The sequence below is a fragment of the Bacillus sp. JZ34 genome, from assembly GCF_053903205.1.
In genome coordinates this window covers 3,270,378-3,287,036 of sequence record NZ_CP096403.1, presented here as the reverse complement: position 1 = coordinate 3,287,036, position 16,659 = coordinate 3,270,378, and the positions used below count along the sequence as shown (strand labels likewise).

The 16,659-nt window shown below is 47.3% G+C and carries 16 protein-coding genes; 8 read left to right on the top strand and 8 right to left on the bottom strand.

Annotated elements, in window-relative coordinates; all coding sequences use genetic code 11:
- Positions 1 to 341: 341 nt before the first annotated feature.
- The gene (locus tag M1D90_RS16755) at positions 342 to 2,096 is read left to right on the top strand and encodes an ABC transporter ATP-binding protein (protein WP_101560656.1); all 1,755 of its coding nucleotides are present in this window, start codon (positions 342 to 344) and stop codon (positions 2,094 to 2,096) included.
- On the top strand, positions 2,093 to 4,111 hold the full coding sequence (locus M1D90_RS16750) for an ABC transporter ATP-binding protein (RefSeq protein ID WP_080131302.1): 2,019 nt from the start codon (positions 2,093 to 2,095) through the stop codon (positions 4,109 to 4,111). The genes M1D90_RS16755 and M1D90_RS16750 overlap by 4 nt, the downstream gene beginning before the upstream one ends.
- Before the next feature lie 19 nt (positions 4,112 to 4,130).
- Here the strand turns inward: M1D90_RS16750 and M1D90_RS16745 are convergent, their stop codons facing one another.
- The 3 genes from M1D90_RS16745 to M1D90_RS16735 all read right to left on the bottom strand — a co-directional run bounded on the left by M1D90_RS16745 (position 4,131) and on the right by M1D90_RS16735 (position 5,295).
- Entirely contained in the window at positions 4,131 to 4,754 is a 624-nt protein-coding gene (locus M1D90_RS16745; RefSeq protein WP_416377338.1) for an NAD(P)-dependent oxidoreductase, read from the bottom strand.
- 23 nt (positions 4,755 to 4,777) lie between these two features.
- Entirely contained in the window at positions 4,778 to 4,921 is a 144-nt protein-coding gene (locus M1D90_RS16740; RefSeq protein ID WP_023856545.1) for a hypothetical protein, read from the bottom strand.
- A 170-nt stretch (positions 4,922 to 5,091) separates the two neighbouring features.
- Positions 5,092 to 5,295 carry an alpha/beta-type small acid-soluble spore protein gene (locus M1D90_RS16735; protein ID WP_020450770.1) on the bottom strand — a complete coding sequence of 68 codons (204 nt, stop codon included), beginning with the start codon at positions 5,293 to 5,295 and terminating at the stop codon, positions 5,092 to 5,094.
- Between the two features lie 233 nt (positions 5,296 to 5,528).
- On the opposite strand from M1D90_RS16735, the gene M1D90_RS16730 reads away from it, so the two are divergent.
- Complete coding sequence (locus tag M1D90_RS16730) at positions 5,529 to 5,753, top strand: hypothetical protein (protein ID WP_020450771.1); 225 nt, start codon at positions 5,529 to 5,531, stop codon at positions 5,751 to 5,753.
- A 50-nt stretch (positions 5,754 to 5,803) separates the two neighbouring features.
- On the opposite strand, the gene M1D90_RS16725 is transcribed toward M1D90_RS16730, so the two are convergent.
- From M1D90_RS16725 to M1D90_RS16705, 5 genes are all read right to left on the bottom strand, one after another.
- Complete coding sequence (locus M1D90_RS16725; RefSeq protein ID WP_023856547.1) at positions 5,804 to 6,910, bottom strand: ABC transporter ATP-binding protein; 1,107 nt, start codon at positions 6,908 to 6,910, stop codon at positions 5,804 to 5,806.
- A gap of 115 nt (positions 6,911 to 7,025) precedes the next feature.
- Positions 7,026 to 7,907, bottom strand: a complete 882-nt coding sequence (locus tag M1D90_RS16720; RefSeq protein ID WP_020450773.1) for a helix-turn-helix domain-containing protein — start codon at positions 7,905 to 7,907, stop codon at positions 7,026 to 7,028.
- Positions 7,908 to 7,925: 18 nt separating this feature from the next.
- Positions 7,926 to 8,144: a YheE family protein gene (locus M1D90_RS16715; RefSeq protein WP_171866274.1), complete on the bottom strand. Its 219-nt coding sequence runs from the start codon at positions 8,142 to 8,144 to the stop codon at positions 7,926 to 7,928.
- 144 nt (positions 8,145 to 8,288) lie between these two features.
- Positions 8,289 to 9,647, bottom strand: coding sequence for a YheC/YheD family endospore coat-associated protein (locus tag M1D90_RS16710; RefSeq protein ID WP_456282903.1), 1,359 nt, complete (start codon positions 9,645 to 9,647; stop codon positions 8,289 to 8,291).
- Positions 9,644 to 10,729 carry a YheC/YheD family endospore coat-associated protein gene (locus M1D90_RS16705; protein WP_020450775.1) on the bottom strand — a complete coding sequence of 362 codons (1,086 nt, stop codon included), beginning with the start codon at positions 10,727 to 10,729 and terminating at the stop codon, positions 9,644 to 9,646. Before M1D90_RS16705 ends, M1D90_RS16710 begins: the two co-directional genes overlap by 4 nt.
- Before the next feature lie 329 nt (positions 10,730 to 11,058).
- Between M1D90_RS16705 and M1D90_RS16700 the strand changes: the two genes are divergently transcribed.
- From M1D90_RS16700 to M1D90_RS16680, 5 genes are all read left to right on the top strand, one after another.
- Positions 11,059 to 12,189: a DUF445 domain-containing protein gene (locus tag M1D90_RS16700; protein ID WP_026579966.1), complete on the top strand. Its 1,131-nt coding sequence runs from the start codon at positions 11,059 to 11,061 to the stop codon at positions 12,187 to 12,189.
- Between the two features lie 122 nt (positions 12,190 to 12,311).
- Positions 12,312 to 12,665, top strand: coding sequence for a YlbF family regulator (locus M1D90_RS16695; RefSeq protein ID WP_016886435.1), 354 nt, complete (start codon positions 12,312 to 12,314; stop codon positions 12,663 to 12,665).
- A 447-nt stretch (positions 12,666 to 13,112) separates the two neighbouring features.
- Complete coding sequence (locus M1D90_RS16690; protein ID WP_026579965.1) at positions 13,113 to 13,976, top strand: Cof-type HAD-IIB family hydrolase; 864 nt, start codon at positions 13,113 to 13,115, stop codon at positions 13,974 to 13,976.
- Between the two features lie 143 nt (positions 13,977 to 14,119).
- A complete protein-coding gene (locus M1D90_RS16685) occupies positions 14,120 to 15,637 on the top strand; it encodes a coproporphyrinogen III oxidase (protein ID WP_103749107.1) in 1,518 nt (505 codons plus the stop codon).
- A 135-nt stretch (positions 15,638 to 15,772) separates the two neighbouring features.
- Positions 15,773 to 16,549, top strand: coding sequence for an enoyl-CoA hydratase (locus M1D90_RS16680; protein ID WP_020450783.1), 777 nt, complete (start codon positions 15,773 to 15,775; stop codon positions 16,547 to 16,549).
- The last annotated feature ends 110 nt before the right edge of the window (positions 16,550 to 16,659 follow it).

Genomic DNA, 16,659 nt, shown 5'->3' with positions numbered 1-16,659 from the left:
AAATATCAAAGCATCAGTTCAACAACAAAAGCACCTTAACGTGACATTTTTATACCTTCCTTACGATCAGGGCTCTGTTTCACTTTAACAATTTTCAAAAGGAAGGCGCATGTCGCGTGAACAAGCGTACATGCGCCTTTTTATATGAAAAAAGGCATGCTGGTACACAGTGTGCCTTTTTTTTCTGAGAAAAAACATTCTGTTCCCGATGCGGAGCAGCATGTTTTTCTAATAAATAAACCGCACATAAGGAGGAATTTTTTATGCCGAGTATCAGAAAAAACGAAATCAAAGATTGTAAGGAAAAACTTGAAGGCGGCTAAAAAAGGAGAGGATATTAGATGTTTTCTGTTTTATGGAAGCTGGGCTGGTTTTTTAAAGCCTCTTGGCGGCGCTACACGATAGCAGTCGTCCTATTGATTATTGTAAACGTATTGGAAATGTTTCCGCCGAAGCTGCTTGGCAACGCGATTGACGACATGCAGGCGGGCACTTTTTCAAAGGCCGGCATGCTCGGCTATATCGGTTTATTTCTCGCGCTTGGCGCAGTTGTTTATATCTTGTCCTATTATTGGATGTATCAGCTGTTTGGGGGAGCGAACCTTGTCGAAAAAATCCTCAGATCCAAGCTGATGGGCCATTTGCTGAAAATGACCCCGTCTTTTTACGAGAAAAACCGCACAGGGGATTTGATGGCGAGGGCGACAAATGATTTAAAAGCGATTTCCATGACGGCGGGCTTCGGCATTTTGACCTTGGTCGATTCGACGATGTATATGCTGACGATTCTTTTGACGATGGGTTTTTTGATCAGCTGGAAGCTGACGCTTGCTTCGATCATTCCCCTTCCGCTGATGGCGGCTGCCATCAGCATTTACGGGAAAAAAATTCATGAGCGTTTCACGGAAGCGCAGGATGCGTTTGGCGCTTTAAATGATCGAGTGCTTGAGTCCGTGTCAGGGGTAAGGGTGATCCGGGCCTATGTACAGGAGAAAAATGATGTCAGCCGGTTCAACAGCATGACGGCTGATGTGTACAAGAAAAATATGAAAGTCGCTTTGATCGATTCGCTGTTCGAACCGACGGTGAAGTTTTTGGTCGGGATCAGCTATTTAATCGGTCTTGGCTACGGCGCCTATCTTGTTTTCCGCAGCCAGCTGACATTGGGTGAACTCGTCTCTTTCAACGTGTACCTCGGCATGCTGATCTGGCCGATGTTTGCGATCGGAGAACTGATCAATGTCATGCAGAGGGGAAATGCTTCGCTTGACAGAGTAAATGAAACATTGGCATATGAGCCTGATGTGAGAGAGCCCGCCGAACCTGAAGCAGCGGAACCGGGCGATATTGTGTTTGACGGGGTCGCTTTTACGTACCCGAGCTCCGCGTCGGAAAACCTGGCCGATATTTCATTTACCGTATTAGAAGGACAGACGGTCGGAGTCGTCGGAAAGACGGGAAGCGGCAAAACGACGTTAGTCAAGCAGCTGCTGAGGCAGTACCCGAAAGGAAAAGGAACGATCACCATTTCGGGCGTGCCGATTGACCGCCTGCCGCTTGATCAGCTTCGCAGCTGGATCGGGTATGTGCCTCAGGACCACGTGTTGTTTTCAAAATCGGTGAAAGACAATATTTTGTTCGGCGGACGACTCGCCGAGGAACGCGATTTATACGATGTCATCTCTGCAGCACATCTGAAAAAGGATATTGAGATGCTTTCAGACGGCTTGGAGACAATGGTCGGAGAGAAGGGCGTCGCTTTATCCGGGGGGCAGAAACAAAGGATTTCAATTGCGAGAGCGATGATTGCGGAGCCCCATATTTTGATCTTGGATGATTCGCTGTCCGCCGTCGATGCAAAAACGGAAGCGGCGATTATTGAAAACATCCGCAGCAGGCGGAAAGGCAAAACGACCTTTATTACATCACATCGGATGTCGGCCGTCGAACACGCCGATTTCATTCTCGTCATGGAAAATGGAAGGATCGTTGAAAGAGGGACGCATCAGGAACTGATCGGCCGGAAAGGCTGGTATTTTGAACAATACGAAGCACAGCAGCTTCCTTCGGGAGAAGAAGGGGGGACTGTAGCATGACAACAGGAAAAAGGCTTTTCCAATATGCGCTTCTTTACAAAAAAATTCTCATCTGGGCGCTCGTCATGCTGACGATTGCCGTCACAGCCGAGCTGACGGGACCGATGATCGCCAAAAAGATGATCGACGATCATATTCTTGGAATTGAAAAAACGTGGTATGAAACAACAGAGAAGACGAAATATACCGTTTCCTATAAAGGAAAGGAATATATCAGGGAGGACAGGACAGACTCTTCAGCTGAAAAGCTGCAGGAAGTTCACATCTTTCAAGTCGGCATGAACTACTACTTTGTGGAGGAACCGGTTTCCTTTGACGGAGAGCGGACGGTATCCGGAGAAGAGCTGAGAATGACAAGCGGAGACCGGACGGAAACCTACAAGGCCGATCGCCTGTCTTTGTCAGAAGTGTATGCTTTTTACGAGCCTGAAATAGGAGGGCTGATTTCACTCGTTTCTATTTATTTCGGCCTTCTCGTCTTCTCGATCTTTTTCCATTACGGCCAATTCTACCTCTTGCAGATGAGCGCAAACCGCATCATTCAAAAGATGAGGCAGGATGTATTCGCCAACATTCAAAGGCTACCTATCCGCTATTTTGATAATTTGCCGGCAGGAAAAATCGTTGCAAGGGTGACGAATGATACCGAAGCGATCCGCGACCTGTATGTGACCGTTCTTTCGACGTTTGTCACAAATATCATTTATATGGCCGGAATATTCGCCGCGCTGTTTTTCCTTGATGTCAGGCTGGCCGGCGTCTGTCTGTTGATTTTGCCCCTGATTGTCATTTGGGCGGCCGTTTATCGAAAATTCGCTTCTGGCTACAATCATAAACTCAGGTCAATCAACAGCGAGATCAACGCCAAAATGAATGAATCGATTCAAGGCATGCCGATTATTCAGGCATTCCGGCGCGGACAGGACACAAAAGAAGAATTTGAACAGCTGAACGAGAGCCACTTTCATTACCAAAATAAAATGCTGAAATTGAATTCGCTTATGTCCCACAACTTGGTCAACATTCTTAGAAATGTGATGTTCACCGCTTTAATCTGGTATTTCGGGGGAGCTGCCCTGAACGCGGAAGGAATGATTTCAATCGGCGTCCTTTATGCATTCGTTGATTACTTGAATCGTTTATTTCAGCCGATTACGGGCATTGTCAACCAGTTTGCCAAGCTTGAATTGGCTCGCGTATCATCGGAGCGGGTTTTCCGCCTGCTGGATGAGCCAGGCGTCGACGTCAAAGAGCCGGGCAGCGAAAGAGCGCGGGGGCGAGTCGTATTTGAAGATGTATCTTTTCGCTATCATGACGGTGAAGATGTGCTGAAAAACATCTCATTTGAAGCGAAGCAAGGGGAGACCGTTGCATTGGTCGGCCATACAGGCTCAGGAAAAAGCTCCATTTTAAATGTACTTTTCCGCTTTTACGATATTGAAAAGGGCGATGTCAAAATCGACGGCAGAAGCATATACGATATGTCAAGGCAGGAAATCAGAAAGCAGATGGGCATCGTTCTCCAGGATCCTTACTTATTTTCCGGCACGATTGCTTCAAATGTCAGCCTTGACAATGCTGATTTGACCAGAGATCAAATAGAAGCCGCCTTGAAACAGGTTGGGGCACTTGAAATGCTCGCCCGCCTGCCGAAAGGTCTTGACGAGCCGGTCATCGAAAAAGGAAGCACCCTTTCGTCAGGGGAAAGACAGCTGATCTCGTTTGCGCGTGCGTTGGCATATGATCCGGCTATTCTTATTTTAGACGAGGCAACGGCCCATATCGATACGGAAACAGAAGCGGTCATTCAAAAAGCGCTTGATGTTGTTAAACAAGGGCGAACGACCTTTATCATCGCCCACAGGCTGTCAACGATCAAAAACGCCGACCAGATTCTCGTTCTTGAAAAAGGCCGGATTATCGAAAGGGGAAATCATGAAGAGCTGATGAAGCAAAAAGGACAATACTATCAAATGTATGAACTGCAAAAGGGAAAAGGAACCCTGACAGGGTAAGCCGGATCTTCACCCGGCTTTAATAAGCAAGCCCCACCCTTGCCTTGACAAACTGGTCTGATTCAAGCTGTTTGAAAAGAAAATGGGCGGTGTCGCCGGTCGATATTTCTTTTCCGCCGTCCGGCAGAACATCCTGTTCAAAACGGTATGTCTTCAATGCCGGCCCGTCGGGGAGATATGTCGGGCAGACGATCGTCCAATCCAATTCAGACTCGCGGAGACGTTCGTACACACGGGCATGTTCTTGCGCTGCGCGCGCCGAGCGCCGTTTTGATTCGTTTGTTTCAAAGCGGTAAAGGTCCGGGTTCTGCCTCGCGTTTAAAATACCGGCCGTTCCGATGGTAATCAGCCGTTTAATCCGATGTGCGTTCATGGCATTTATCATATGTTCGATGGAGACGGTCAATGTATCGTCTCCATCTGTGTTTAAACAGCTGACAACGATATCCGAATCTTTTATTAAAGACTCGACGTCATGCTGGTTCCTGGCGTTCCCTGCAAGCGCTTGGCAGCATTTATCCGGAATGCGGGCGCCTTCCGTCCTCCTAACAAGTGCGTAAACGGAATAACGCCCATCCTCTTCAACAAAATTGAGAAAGGCCTGTCCGACACGGCCTGTACCTCCAAAAAGCGCAATTTTCAACATAATCACTCCCATCGGATCTATCATACGTCAGATCGTCCGGAAGAAAAAGCCCCGCGAAAGCAAAAAGTTCCATGATAAGGGTGGACATTTGAGACATACTCATTCAATAGAGAAATCCCGACAAATTGAATCAATTCCCAATTGATGCTCAACATCAGCTGCATGCCGACTCCTCCTTTATATCAGCATATGAAAAAAGGAGAAGCGGGTGCGGGCTTTCATAAGATATGCCAGAGGTGCGGGCCGCCGCCCCGGCAATGAATGTGAAAGTTTGTCGACACGCTAAAGAAGGTGCAGGATATGCACCTTCTGTTATCCATGAATATGAAGTTGTTTAAAATTGTTGACCGCCCATAGATGCTTGAGCTTGGGAAACTAAACGTTTTGTAATTTCTCCGCCGACAGAACCGTTTGCACGGGAAGTCGTGTCAGCGCCGAGGTTTACGCCGAATTCAGAAGCAATTTCGAATTTCATTTGTTCGATCGCTTGAGCTGCTCCTGGGACAACCAGTTGATTTGAAGAATTTTGATTAGCCATTTGTATCAAACTCCTTTATAAAAATGGTATGGTTGGGCTGACTGGAGTTGCACCAGCTGCCGGCTTTCACCAAAAGAAAACCGCTGCCTTCTCGGCTAAAGCCCAATGTTGGTTTGTACTACGTATTATGGTGGATTCGATAAAATAAATGCGTGCTTCAATCTGGTAAATGTTGAAAGGCGAAAAGGCCGGGAATGGGGCAAGCTAAGGAAAAAAGCAGGAGGATGAAGCAGATGATGTGTCCAGTGTGCAATGGGATTCTCGTCCAGACAAGGCATTGTCCGAAGTGCGGCGGGGAAATGGCGGACGCGGGGAGAGCAACCGATTTTTTCGGTCCGTACAGTCCGTATATGGAGTTTGATTCATTTAAACAAACGCAAACCGTATGCGTTCATTTATATACTTGCCAGGACTGTACTTATGAAGAAACCGTTGAAATTGAAACGACCGAAGCATAGCAGCACGGAGGGCCGCAGCATGCTTCGGTCATGGAGAGTGTTTAAATCCGCTATTCTTCAGAACGGATGCGAAGCTCCGTTTCTTTATCAAAGAAGTGGGCTTTATTCATGTCAAGCGCAAGAGGAAGCGTATCGCCGGCCTGGACGTCGGTTCTTGAATCGACTCTGGCGATGAACGGCTGCGTGCCGGCTTGCGAATAAAGCATCGTTTCGGCGCCCATCAGCTCAGCTACCTCAATTTTCGCATCGATTTTTGAGTCTTTTGACGCTTCAATGAAAACAGGCTCGTCATGGATATCCTCAGGTCTGATTCCCATGATGATTTCCTTGCCGGCATAGCCCTGGCTGCGCAGAACTTTCATTTTTCCTTCCGGCACGCGAACCGAAACGCCGTCAAATGTAAACAAGTCTTCTTTTAGAGTGCCGGTGAAAAAGTTCATTGCGGGAGAACCGATAAAGCCGCCGACAAACACGTTTTCCGGATTTTCATAGACTTCCTTCGGCGCGCCGACCTGCTGGATGATTCCGTCTTTCATGACGACGAGCCGCGTAGCCATCGTCATCGCTTCAGTCTGGTCGTGGGTGACATAGATGGTCGTCGTCTGCAGGCGCTGATGAAGCTTTGTGATTTCGGCGCGCATTTGTACGCGCAATTTGGCATCAAGGTTTGATAACGGTTCATCCATCAGAAACACCTTTGCGTCCCGAACGATTGCCCGGCCTAAGGCAACGCGCTGGCGCTGTCCGCCGGAAAGCGCTTTTGGCTTTCTGTCCAAATATTGTTCAAGGCCCAGAATTTTGGCCGCTTCATGGACGCGCCGTTTGATTTCATCCTTCGGAAACTTCCTCAGCTTTAAGCCGAAAGCCATATTGTCATAGACGTTCATGTGCGGATAAAGGGCATAGTTTTGGAATACCATCGCAATGTCGCGGTCCTTGGGAGCGACATCATTCATCCGTTTCCCGTCGATTGTGAATTCGCCATCCGTAATTTCCTCAAGTCCTGCGATCATTCTGAGCGTTGTCGACTTGCCGCAGCCTGACGGTCCGACAAAGACGATAAATTCCTTATCATCGATATGAAGATTAAAATTATCCACAGCCGTGACTTTGTTGTCATACACTTTGTATATCCGATCGAGCACGAGTTCCGCCATTTTTTCTCCCCCTCTTTTATGTAAGCGCTTTATCTGGTCTTAGTTTATAAAAAACGGCAGGTCGGTGTAAATGGACATGGTGCACAATTTCTTTTCGTGCAAGTTGCTAAAGCCGCTAAAGGAGATACATCATCAAATAAACAGCGGCTGCTTCTTCAAACTGTCTGATGTCAATCCCGGTCCGTTCGATGAATTTATCAATTCTGTACTGCAGGCTGTTTCGGTGGATAAACAAACGTTTTGCTGTAAGAGAGGCATTCAGGTTGCATCTCATATACGTTTTGATGGTCAGGGATGTCTCGGGATCAGACAGCGCCTCTCTTACGGCGTCCGAAAACGAAGAAGCATGAACCCGCTCGGGTTTTGCCGTCAAAAAAGACGGGAGACACTGGCAAAACGTGGCGACGTTTCCGATGTCACCCGCTTCCAGCATATAATGAAACATTTGTTTTTCAAAGCGGATTTTGCCTTGAAGCGATCCGTTGACTGGATGAAGCTGGCCGCTGAAAAACACAGGGTTTGCCATGAAATCGCTTGTCAGTGCATGCGCAAGCTCGGACAGTTCTTTTTTGGCGAGAAACGGCGAAGGATTTTCGTGGACGATGACAGCTTCGTGCCGGTCGTACCATACCACAAGCGGGTCTTTAAAAAAGCCGCTGACCGCTTCTTTGATCGCCTGTCTTTCTTCAGGTACATGCTCCATTTTAAAAAAATGTCCTTGCATCAGCTGAATGTTCCCCGGGTTTGGAAGGGGGGCATTGCGAAAAAAATATTGATGCCATTCTTTCTCCCGCTTTGTCAGCTGCTGTTCGGGACGCGGTTCTGAGAAAGGCCGGAACAGGCAATGGAGCAGCTCTTTTTCCCGGTCGGTGACCGCGTTTTTCAAAACGCCGAAGGTCTCGCCTTCGTCCGTTTGAAACCATAATGCATCGTGTTTTGAAACAGCCTCAGATACAATCATCCGTTCACCGTAAAGCGTCTTTAATTTCTCCAGCATACGACAACGTCCTTTTCTTTATTCGTAAATATGGAAGAGCATTAATTCATGAATTTCGCTTTTCAGGGAAGGCTCGTCATCGTGCGGGGGATAGGTGCTGCCCCACTCGATTTCCCCTGATTTATGATAGATTCCTTCATAGTGAATCCCTTTATGATAAAACGATATTTTCCAGCCGGGAAGCCTTTCTTTTTTAAACAGCGGCTTCCATTGAAAATGAGAAATCATAAACGCCACGCTCCTTCATTGATTTCAGGTGGGTCAAATCCAGCGAGCTGTCTACACGTTGATTTGTTATCATTGTATCTCATTCACAGAAAAGATCATAGATTCTTTTCAAGTGGAGCTTTTTCAAAAAAATACCGTGAAGAAGCAGGTTCTTCACGGCTTGAGGTCATGCCACATGTCCTCCGGATTAAGGATGGACTGTTCAGTTAAATAAGAAGCATATTCGAAGCTTCTTTTCTTCGTTAAGCTGCTGACAGATGCCAGACGGGGATGGGTGAAGATCCCCCTGCCGGGCCGGGAATTGGCTTCAAACAGCCACACTTTTCCCGAACGGTCCAATCCGAGGTCAAAGCCGATTTCCCCGATGAAACCGTCAAGCTTTTCGTCAAGGACCCGGCTGAGGAGGAGCGCCGCTTTTGTCAGTTTTTGCAGAGTGTGAAGCCTTTCCTGAGGATCATCATATAGCTCTGCAAGCGTTTTGACGGCACCGCCGCTCGACATGTGGGTTGTAATTCCGTCTTTTCCAGCGATTTTGACCGCGATGGCTGTGACGGTCCATTGGCCTTTTCCGTTTTTGTTTGTATGAACCCTGAAGTCTGCCGGATGATGATCCACTTCGATCCGTTCGATGCCCTGCTGGGCGAGATAAGAAGTATGTTTGTGCAGTCTCTGCCATTCATCTAAACATTCAGCAGCGGACGAATAAGATGTGACGCCTTCGGCATGTCTGGCGAGAATTCCGTTTTCTTCCCGTTTTGAAAGCTGGAGTATGCCTTTGCCCAAACTGCCGCCGGCGGGCTTTACATAAATGAAGCCGTATTGACCGATCATGTCTTCGATTTTACCGGCATCGGGCTCGAATGCCGAAAATGGAAGCAATTCCGCTGTCCTCTCGTCTTGCTGCAGACATTTATAGATCTCCCATTTGTTAAAGAAGCCCGGGTTGAACCACGGAATCCGGTATTCATCCATAAGGCGGGTTTTTGTTTCCCGCAGAGCGGCGGATTCTTCCGCTTTGCGGTTCGGCAGTCTGTCGTAAACGACGTTGGGAAGGGGGACTGTGGCCTCCTCCCAGCCGTTTTCCCTGAAAATGAGAGCCTGCACTGTACCTTCTTCCCAATCTATCTGGTGCGCTCCGAACAGATAGCTGTAGCCTCCTGCCGGGAGATCCATTGTCAAAAGCTTCGAAAAAAATAAAGACCTCCCTCTGACAGGGTCCAGCTGCGATTTTGTAAAACCGGCCGTGAAAATCCCGATTAAAGGTCCGATATAGACGGTATTGTCGCGGAAAATCAGGGAGGCTTTGCCGCGGTACGGAATCCGCAGGTTTTTGTACAGATTTTCAGATAATAAAACGGTGCGCTTCAAATGGCTGTCAAATGAGACGTGGCAACGTTCAACACTTGTACCGAAAGCCGCGAATAACAAACCGTCCTGTTTAAAAGAAGCGGGCAGGAGCATCGTGTTTTCGCTCGTCTGGTGGATGCCGACGGTCAGCGGTTGACCGGTCATCTTTTCTCAGCCCCTTTCGCGCCGGCTGAAGCCGTTAAGAATGAGCAGTACTCCAAAGGACCTTTATACAAAAGCTCCCTTTTTTCAGGAGAGTGCTTAATAAAAGCGTGCTTTCCGGGCTTTGAATTGACATCCAGAAGCCAGACTTTTCCGTCTTTCGTCAGGCAGATATCAAGGCCGAGCTCGAATAATGGTCCGTGATTTGATTCAAGCACCAGGGGTACGGCCTGCGCCATTGTCTCTAAATCATCGAGAAGGACGGCCTGGCGCTTTTTCGGCACGGATAAAAGCCAGCTGTCAAAGCTCACCGCCTCTGAGCCCCCGGCCAGGTTTGCAAGCAGTCCGTGCTGATAGCTCCGCCTTACCGTTTTGCCGGCTGTTTCCCATTCTCCACTGCCGTTTTTCTGAAGCAGCAGCCTGATATCGCACGGAAAACCGTCTTTGTCTTGAATATCGAGGAACGATTGCAGCAAATAGCGGTGCTGAAGAACTTTCTGACACCACGTTTCAAATGAAGCCTGTTTCGAAAATGACTTCAGCTGTTTGTGTTTTCCGGTTTGGTAGGCGGCCTTGACCGTTTTTCCCGTAAGCTCGAGGTGAATGATGCCGCGGCCTCCTGATCCGGATGCAGGCTTCAAGATGCACGCTTTTTCTTTTGCAAGCTTGCGCAGGATATCCTGGGCGTTTTCTGCAATCGATGTGGCAGGAAGGTAGGACTTGATGACGGGATCGGCATTCAATGCTTTGAAAACCGTCCATTTGTCAGGAAGTCCGAGTCCTAAAAATGTTGTTTTAGGATACTTTTTGAGCCATTCGACAATCGGTTTTGCTTTTTTCGATTGCTGATCTCTGCCGTAAAAGCAGCGGTCATAGATCAATTCCGGGATTTCTCTTTCAATTTCATTCCACTGTCCTGACTTCGGGTGAAAGGAGAGCCCTTTCACAAGCAGGGAACCGGGGGAAATATCCAGGGGCGTGAAACGGATAAACCGGATTCCATAGTCCGAAGCCATTTTGGCCAGTTCTTCGGCATAGGCTTTTTCATGTTCGTGTGACAGCGACATAAATCCAAGCGTCATCATGATTATACCTCCTTCATGAAAAACAAGGCTTAACAGGCTGAGACTGTCAAACTTCGGGCAAACTTTAATATATAGACTTCTGTTTCATGATACGCTTGAGATTGCAGAAATAGGCTTTTGTAAATTGGAAATGATTAAAAATTTTAGAGCGCCCTTCATACAATTGCCATCTGACCCATTGTATTTTGAAGCGGCTTGCTCCATTCCGTTATTTGCCCGTCTTTTATTCAGCTACTATAATAACGTTAGGCAAGACGGTGAGGATCGACCATAAGGCCCACGCTGTGCAGCTAAGATGTCAGGTAAAAAGGAAGGCAGTTGAAAAGAACATGTATGTATTTGGGGTTTTTGCCGTTATGATTGCAGTCGGTGCACTTATCGGCGCTGTAACGAACCATTTTGCGATTAAAATGCTTTTTCGCCCATATAAAGCCGTCTACATATTTGGAAAGCGGGTTCCTTTTACACCCGGATTAATTCCGAAAAGGCGCGATGAATTGGCGAGACAGATGGGACAGATGGTCACAGGCCATCTGCTGACAACAGAAGGGATCAAAAAAAGGCTTGCATCCGATGCGGTTAAAAGCCAGGCGGTGCAGGTTGGGGAGCGGATCTTGGCGCACCTCTCGCAATCAACGGCCACCGTTGAAGAAGCATTGGAAAGCATCGGAATTTCAAATCCCGCCCAAAAAGCGGATCGGGCGGTATCCAGATGGACGGATGAGAAGCTGTCCGCATTGTTAGAGGCACATGAAAATGAACCGCTCAAAGAGCTTATCCCTCTTGAGGCCCAGAAAAAGCTGAAAGAGAAAATTCCGATGGTGTCCGGCTATATTTTAAGCCGGGCTGTCACCTACTTTGAAAGCGGCGAAGGAAAGGAACGCCTCGGACATATGATTGACGATTTTTTGAAAGAACGGGGCATGCTCGGCAGCATGGTGCAGATGTTTTTAGGCAACAGCAGTCTGGTTGACCGCGTTCAGCCGGAGATTGTGAAGTTTTTAAAGAACGGCGAGACCGCGCGTCTTTTAACGGATCTGCTTGAAAACGAATGGGACAAGCTGAAAGAATATACGTTCAAGGAAGCGGATGACAAATGGAATCTCAAATCTCTCATTTTCGATTTGAAGGAAAAGTTTTTGAAACGATTCTCGCTTCAGCCGTTTTTCGAAAAAACGATCGGCTCCTCTATTGCCAGTGTTGAGCGGGATATCGCTTTGCGCCTGCCGCAGATCGCCGACCGGCTTCTCGAAGAGGCGGGCCGCCGCCTGGATCAAGTGCTCAAGCAGCTGGAGCTCGAGCAAATCGTCAAGGAACAGGTGGACAACTTCCCTGTTGAACGTCTTGAAGAAATGGTGCTGTCCATTTCCAGGCGGGAGTTCAAAATGATCACGTATTTAGGCGGTCTGCTTGGCGGAATTATCGGAGCCGTGCAAGCCATCTTTGTAATTTTGATCTGAGGCTGAAGACGGCCTGTTCAAACGGAATTATCGTATAACTGTGAAAAACGCTCCATAGTTTGTTATAGTGGAGTGGTGCCGATTCCATAAGAAGAATACAGGCAGGAAAGGAGCGGATCAGGATGACGGTCAATTTACATGACTCGGCTTATGACTTGGGGCAAGCCTTGCGACAAAGCGATGAATATTCCCGATTGAAAAATCTTTATGATGAGGTGAATGGCGACCCATCTGCTAAAAAGATGTTTGATAACTTTCGCGATATTCAAATGAACCTTCAGCAAAAACAGATGAACGGCGAAGACATCACACAGGAAGAAGTCGAACAAGCGCAAAAATCCGTGGCGCTCGTCCAGCAGCATGATAAAATCTCGCAGCTGATGGAAGCGGAACAGCGGATGAGCATGCTGATTGCTGAATTAAACAAAATCATCATGAAGCCTTTGGAAGAGCTTTACGGAAACCCAGAGAGCTGATAAAAAATCCCCCCTTGTCAAGGCAAGAGGGGATTTTTTCACTAAGTGAACAAATAACGTTCATAAAGATTTAAAAAAAGACTTGTCAATTCATGAAATAGTTGCGATAATATTAAATGTAAGTGCTTTCATTTTTTTGCCGGGATACGATCATGAAAAACGGACTGGCGGCAAAATGATAAGGGGTATAGAGGAAATTAACAGACTGAAAGCACGTCTGCTGGTCAAATAAAGGGGTTATCAATATACGGTGAATTGAACGAAAGGGGCGTTGAATTCACTGTTTTGAATATGAGGGAGAATCATGATCGTATCCACAAGATGCGAAGTAAAAAGTCTGTGAAAACAGGCTTTTTTAGTATGTGCATCAAGAGGGCTGTTCTAAAAAAAGAGATCGGGACATATCCTCTATAACAGATTCAGTCATCAAAGAAGGGGGACCTCCTGGTGTCAAAACAAATGCTTGCGCTGAATATAGACGGAACGCTGCTTCGGACAAACGGACGGCTTCATCCCGCAACGAAGGAAGCGATCGAATATGCAAAGAAGAAAGGTGTATATGTTACGCTTGTGACGAACAGACATTTTCGCTCCGCTCAAAAAATCGCCAAATCTTTAAAGCTGGATACGAAGCTGATTACGCACAGCGGAGCGATTATAGCGGACAAAATCGACGAACCTTTATTAGAAAAAAGGATTTCCGAAGAACAGACATTTAACCTTGTTCAAATACTGGAAAGCTATGATTGCAATATCAGAATCCTCCATGAAAAATATTCGATTGGAAACCGGAAAAAAACGAATTCAAACCTGCTGGGGAAAACGATGATTCACCCGTCTGACCCGATTTTTTATCCCGTCCAGTTTGTCGATTCGCTGAGCGACATGCTGATGGATGAACCGGTCAGCGCACCGGTGATCGAGGTTTATTGCTCAACAGGACAGTCCGAAGAAATCAGGCAGACGATCACAAATGCATTTCCTCTCGTCGACATCATTGGAGCGGGGGAAAAAATGCTGATTGTCCATAAAGGGGTTTCCAAAGAAGCAGGCTTGACGATGCTCGCCGCCGACCTTGGTCTAAAAATGGAAGATGTCGTTGCGATCGGCCATGAAATCGACGACCTCCCGATGATCGAGCTTGCCGGACTCGGAGTCGCAATGGGCAATGCTCCTCAGAAAGTCAAACAAAAAGCGGATTGGGTGACGCGCTCCAATGATGAACAGGGCGTCGCTTATATGATTAAAGAATACTTCAGAATGCAGCAAAGCAAAGGGTTTCTTAAAAAATTCCATATTAAAAAAGTCTGATTCTGATAGAATCCCCGCTTTCAACTCGAATGCGGGGATTATTCATTCATCGCTGCCACGTAGGAATGTTTGTTTCCCGGATTGATTTTGGCCATTTATTTTTGTACACTAAAGAAAGTTTTGAAACGAAAAAGGTGATGACATTGCGCATTTATATAGAAGGGCTCCAAGATGAAAGGTTCCAGAGACCGCTTGAGCATATAGCCAACTTATTCTTTGAAGAAAGCGAAGTCGCTTTTGGCGAAGAAGCGCCGGCAGACCTTGCGATCGTTCTCGGCTACGACCGGGAAGAGAACGGCGTCAAGGCTTCGGGTATGATAAAAGATACGGACATTAGAGCGGAATATGCAAAAAACATTGACCCCAAACTGACGGAAAAGGAAGCGTTTAAGCAGGTGAAAAATACCGTTTCCTACGTTTTTTTGAGCATGCTTCAGGAGCATACCGGAATCATTCAGAAATGGGGGATTCTCACCGGTGTTCGTCCGACAAAGCTGCTTCATAAAAAGCTGGAGAGCGGCATGCCAAAGGAAGAGGCACATGCCGAGCTGAAACGGGATTATTTAATTCACGACGAAAAAATCGAACTGATGCAAAACATCATTGACCGTCAGCTGAAAGCGGTACCCGATTTGTATGAGCTGAGTCAAGAAGTCAGCATTTACATCGGCATCCCGTTTTGTCCGACGAAGTGCGCCTACTGTACGTTTCCGGCGTATGCGATCAGAGGACAAGCCGGACGGGTCGGCTCATTTTTGTGGGGGCTTCACTATGAGATGCAAAAAATCGGCGAATGGCTCAAGGAGAACGATGTCAGAATAACGACCGTGTATTTCGGCGGCGGAACGCCGACAAGCATTACCGCTGAAGAAATGGATCTATTGTATGAAGAAATGTACCGTTCATTTCCCGATGTAAAAAACATCCGCGAGGTCACAGTTGAGGCTGGACGGCCCGATACGATCACAGAGGAAAAGCTCGCAGTCTTAAAAAAATGGAACATCGACCGAATCAGCATTAATCCCCAGTCTTACGAGAATGAAACGCTGAAAGCGATCGGACGCCACCATACGGTCGAAGAAACGATCGAAAAGTATCATCTGTCGCGAAATGCCGGCATGTCGAACATCAATATGGATTTAATCATCGGCCTTCCGGGCGAAGGGGTAAAAGAATTCAGAAACTCTCTTTCCGAAACCGAAAAATTAATGCCCGAATCATTGACCGTCCATACGCTGTCATTTAAGCGCGCGTCTGAAATGACGAAAAACAAACATAAGTATAAGGTGGCTGACCGCGAGGAGATTGTCGCGATGATGGATGACGCTGTCTCGTGGACGAAACAGCACGGCTACCATCCCTACTATTTGTACAGGCAGAAAAACATTCTCGGCAACCTGGAGAATATAGGCTATTCCCTTCCCGGCCAGGAAAGCATCTATAACATCATGATCATGGAGGAAAAACAGACGATTATCGGGATCGGCTGCGGAGCTGCGAGCAAATTCGTCGATCCGGAAACGGGAAAGATCACACACTTCTCCAACCCGAAAGACCCGAAAACGTACAATGACAGATTTGAACACTATACAAACGAAAAAATCCGCTACTTGTCTGAGCTTTTTCAGAAGGAGGCAAAAAGCGGTTCTCAACAGGAATAGAAGCTGCTGCCGGTATCGCCGGCAGCTTTTTTATTGCGGAATCAAACCGGAATCGGCAACAAAAAAAGGTTTTAAAGGGCGAAGGTGGAATAGTTTAAACAGTATCAATTGTAAACGTATTCACGGAGGTGCAAGATGGAGTATATCAAATGGAAAGACGAAGACGGGATTTTTGAAATTGTGCTGAATCGCTCTGAGGCGTACAATGCCTTGAATGAAAAAATGCTTGAAGAACTGAATGAAGCTTTGCGTATTGCAGAGGAAAGCGAATCGCTGCTTCTCCTTGTGAGAGGCAGCGGCAAAGGATTTTCGGCAGGCGGAGACATTAAGATGATGCTGTCTTCCGGAGATCAAGACAGCTCTGCCCGCGTCATTGACACAATTTCTGAAATTGCGGTGAAGCTTTACAGCATGCCGAAGATGACGACAGCGGCTGTCCACGGGGCGGCCGCAGGTCTGGGATTAAGCCTCGCGCTCAGCTGCGACCATGTGCTGGTCGAAAAAGAGGCGAAGCTGGCGATGAATTTTATCGGCATCGGGCTTGTTCCCGACGGAGGCGGACACTTCTTTTTAGAGCGGAGAATCGGTGAAGCTGCGGCCAAAGAATTGATTTGGAGCGGGAAACAATTGACGGGGGCCGAAGCGCACGAACTTCGGATCGCAGACGCTGTATTCAGCGGGGACTCCGGCCGTTTTGCGCGCATCTATCTTGAAAAGCTTCTGCACGCTCCGCTGGCAGCGATGATTGAGACAAAAAAGATCTATCAGGCGCTGAATGGCGGTAGGCTGCAGAAAACGCTTGAACTCGAGAAAGCGGCCCAAATGAAAATGAGGCTGACAAGCGACCATCAGGAAGGAATCCGCGCATTTTTAGAAAAGCGCCAGCCGCAATTTAACCGTCAGCAAGTATAACAAGAGGGCCCGACAGGAAATTGACCTTGGGAAATGATGTGCAGAAGCAATTGTAAAAAAATTTAAGTTTCTATAAAATGATTCATAAGGACACAGGTCTGTACGAAGTC

Bases quoted from the DNA above. Each gene is read 5' to 3' on its own strand.
- M1D90_RS16755 (WP_101560656.1), top strand. From the start codon at position 342: ATGTTTTCTGTTTTATGGAAGCTGGGCTGGTTTTTTAAAGCCTCTTGG.
- M1D90_RS16750 (WP_080131302.1), top strand. From the start codon at position 2,093: ATGACAACAGGAAAAAGGCTTTTCCAATATGCGCTTCTTTACAAAAAA.
- M1D90_RS16740 (WP_023856545.1), bottom strand. From the start codon at position 4,921: ATGCAGCTGATGTTGAGCATCAATTGGGAATTGATTCAATTTGTCGGG.
- M1D90_RS16735 (WP_020450770.1), bottom strand. From the start codon at position 5,295: ATGGCTAATCAAAATTCTTCAAATCAACTGGTTGTCCCAGGAGCAGCT.
- M1D90_RS16730 (WP_020450771.1), top strand. From the start codon at position 5,529: ATGATGTGTCCAGTGTGCAATGGGATTCTCGTCCAGACAAGGCATTGT.
- M1D90_RS16725 (WP_023856547.1), bottom strand. From the start codon at position 6,910: ATGGCGGAACTCGTGCTCGATCGGATATACAAAGTGTATGACAACAAA.
- M1D90_RS16720 (WP_020450773.1), bottom strand. From the start codon at position 7,907: ATGCTGGAGAAATTAAAGACGCTTTACGGTGAACGGATGATTGTATCT.
- M1D90_RS16710 (WP_456282903.1), bottom strand. From the start codon at position 9,647: ATGACCGGTCAACCGCTGACCGTCGGCATCCACCAGACGAGCGAAAAC.
- M1D90_RS16705 (WP_020450775.1), bottom strand. From the start codon at position 10,729: ATGATGACGCTTGGATTTATGTCGCTGTCACACGAACATGAAAAAGCC.
- M1D90_RS16700 (WP_026579966.1), top strand. From the start codon at position 11,059: ATGTATGTATTTGGGGTTTTTGCCGTTATGATTGCAGTCGGTGCACTT.
- M1D90_RS16695 (WP_016886435.1), top strand. From the start codon at position 12,312: ATGACGGTCAATTTACATGACTCGGCTTATGACTTGGGGCAAGCCTTG.
- M1D90_RS16680 (WP_020450783.1), top strand. From the start codon at position 15,773: ATGGAGTATATCAAATGGAAAGACGAAGACGGGATTTTTGAAATTGTG.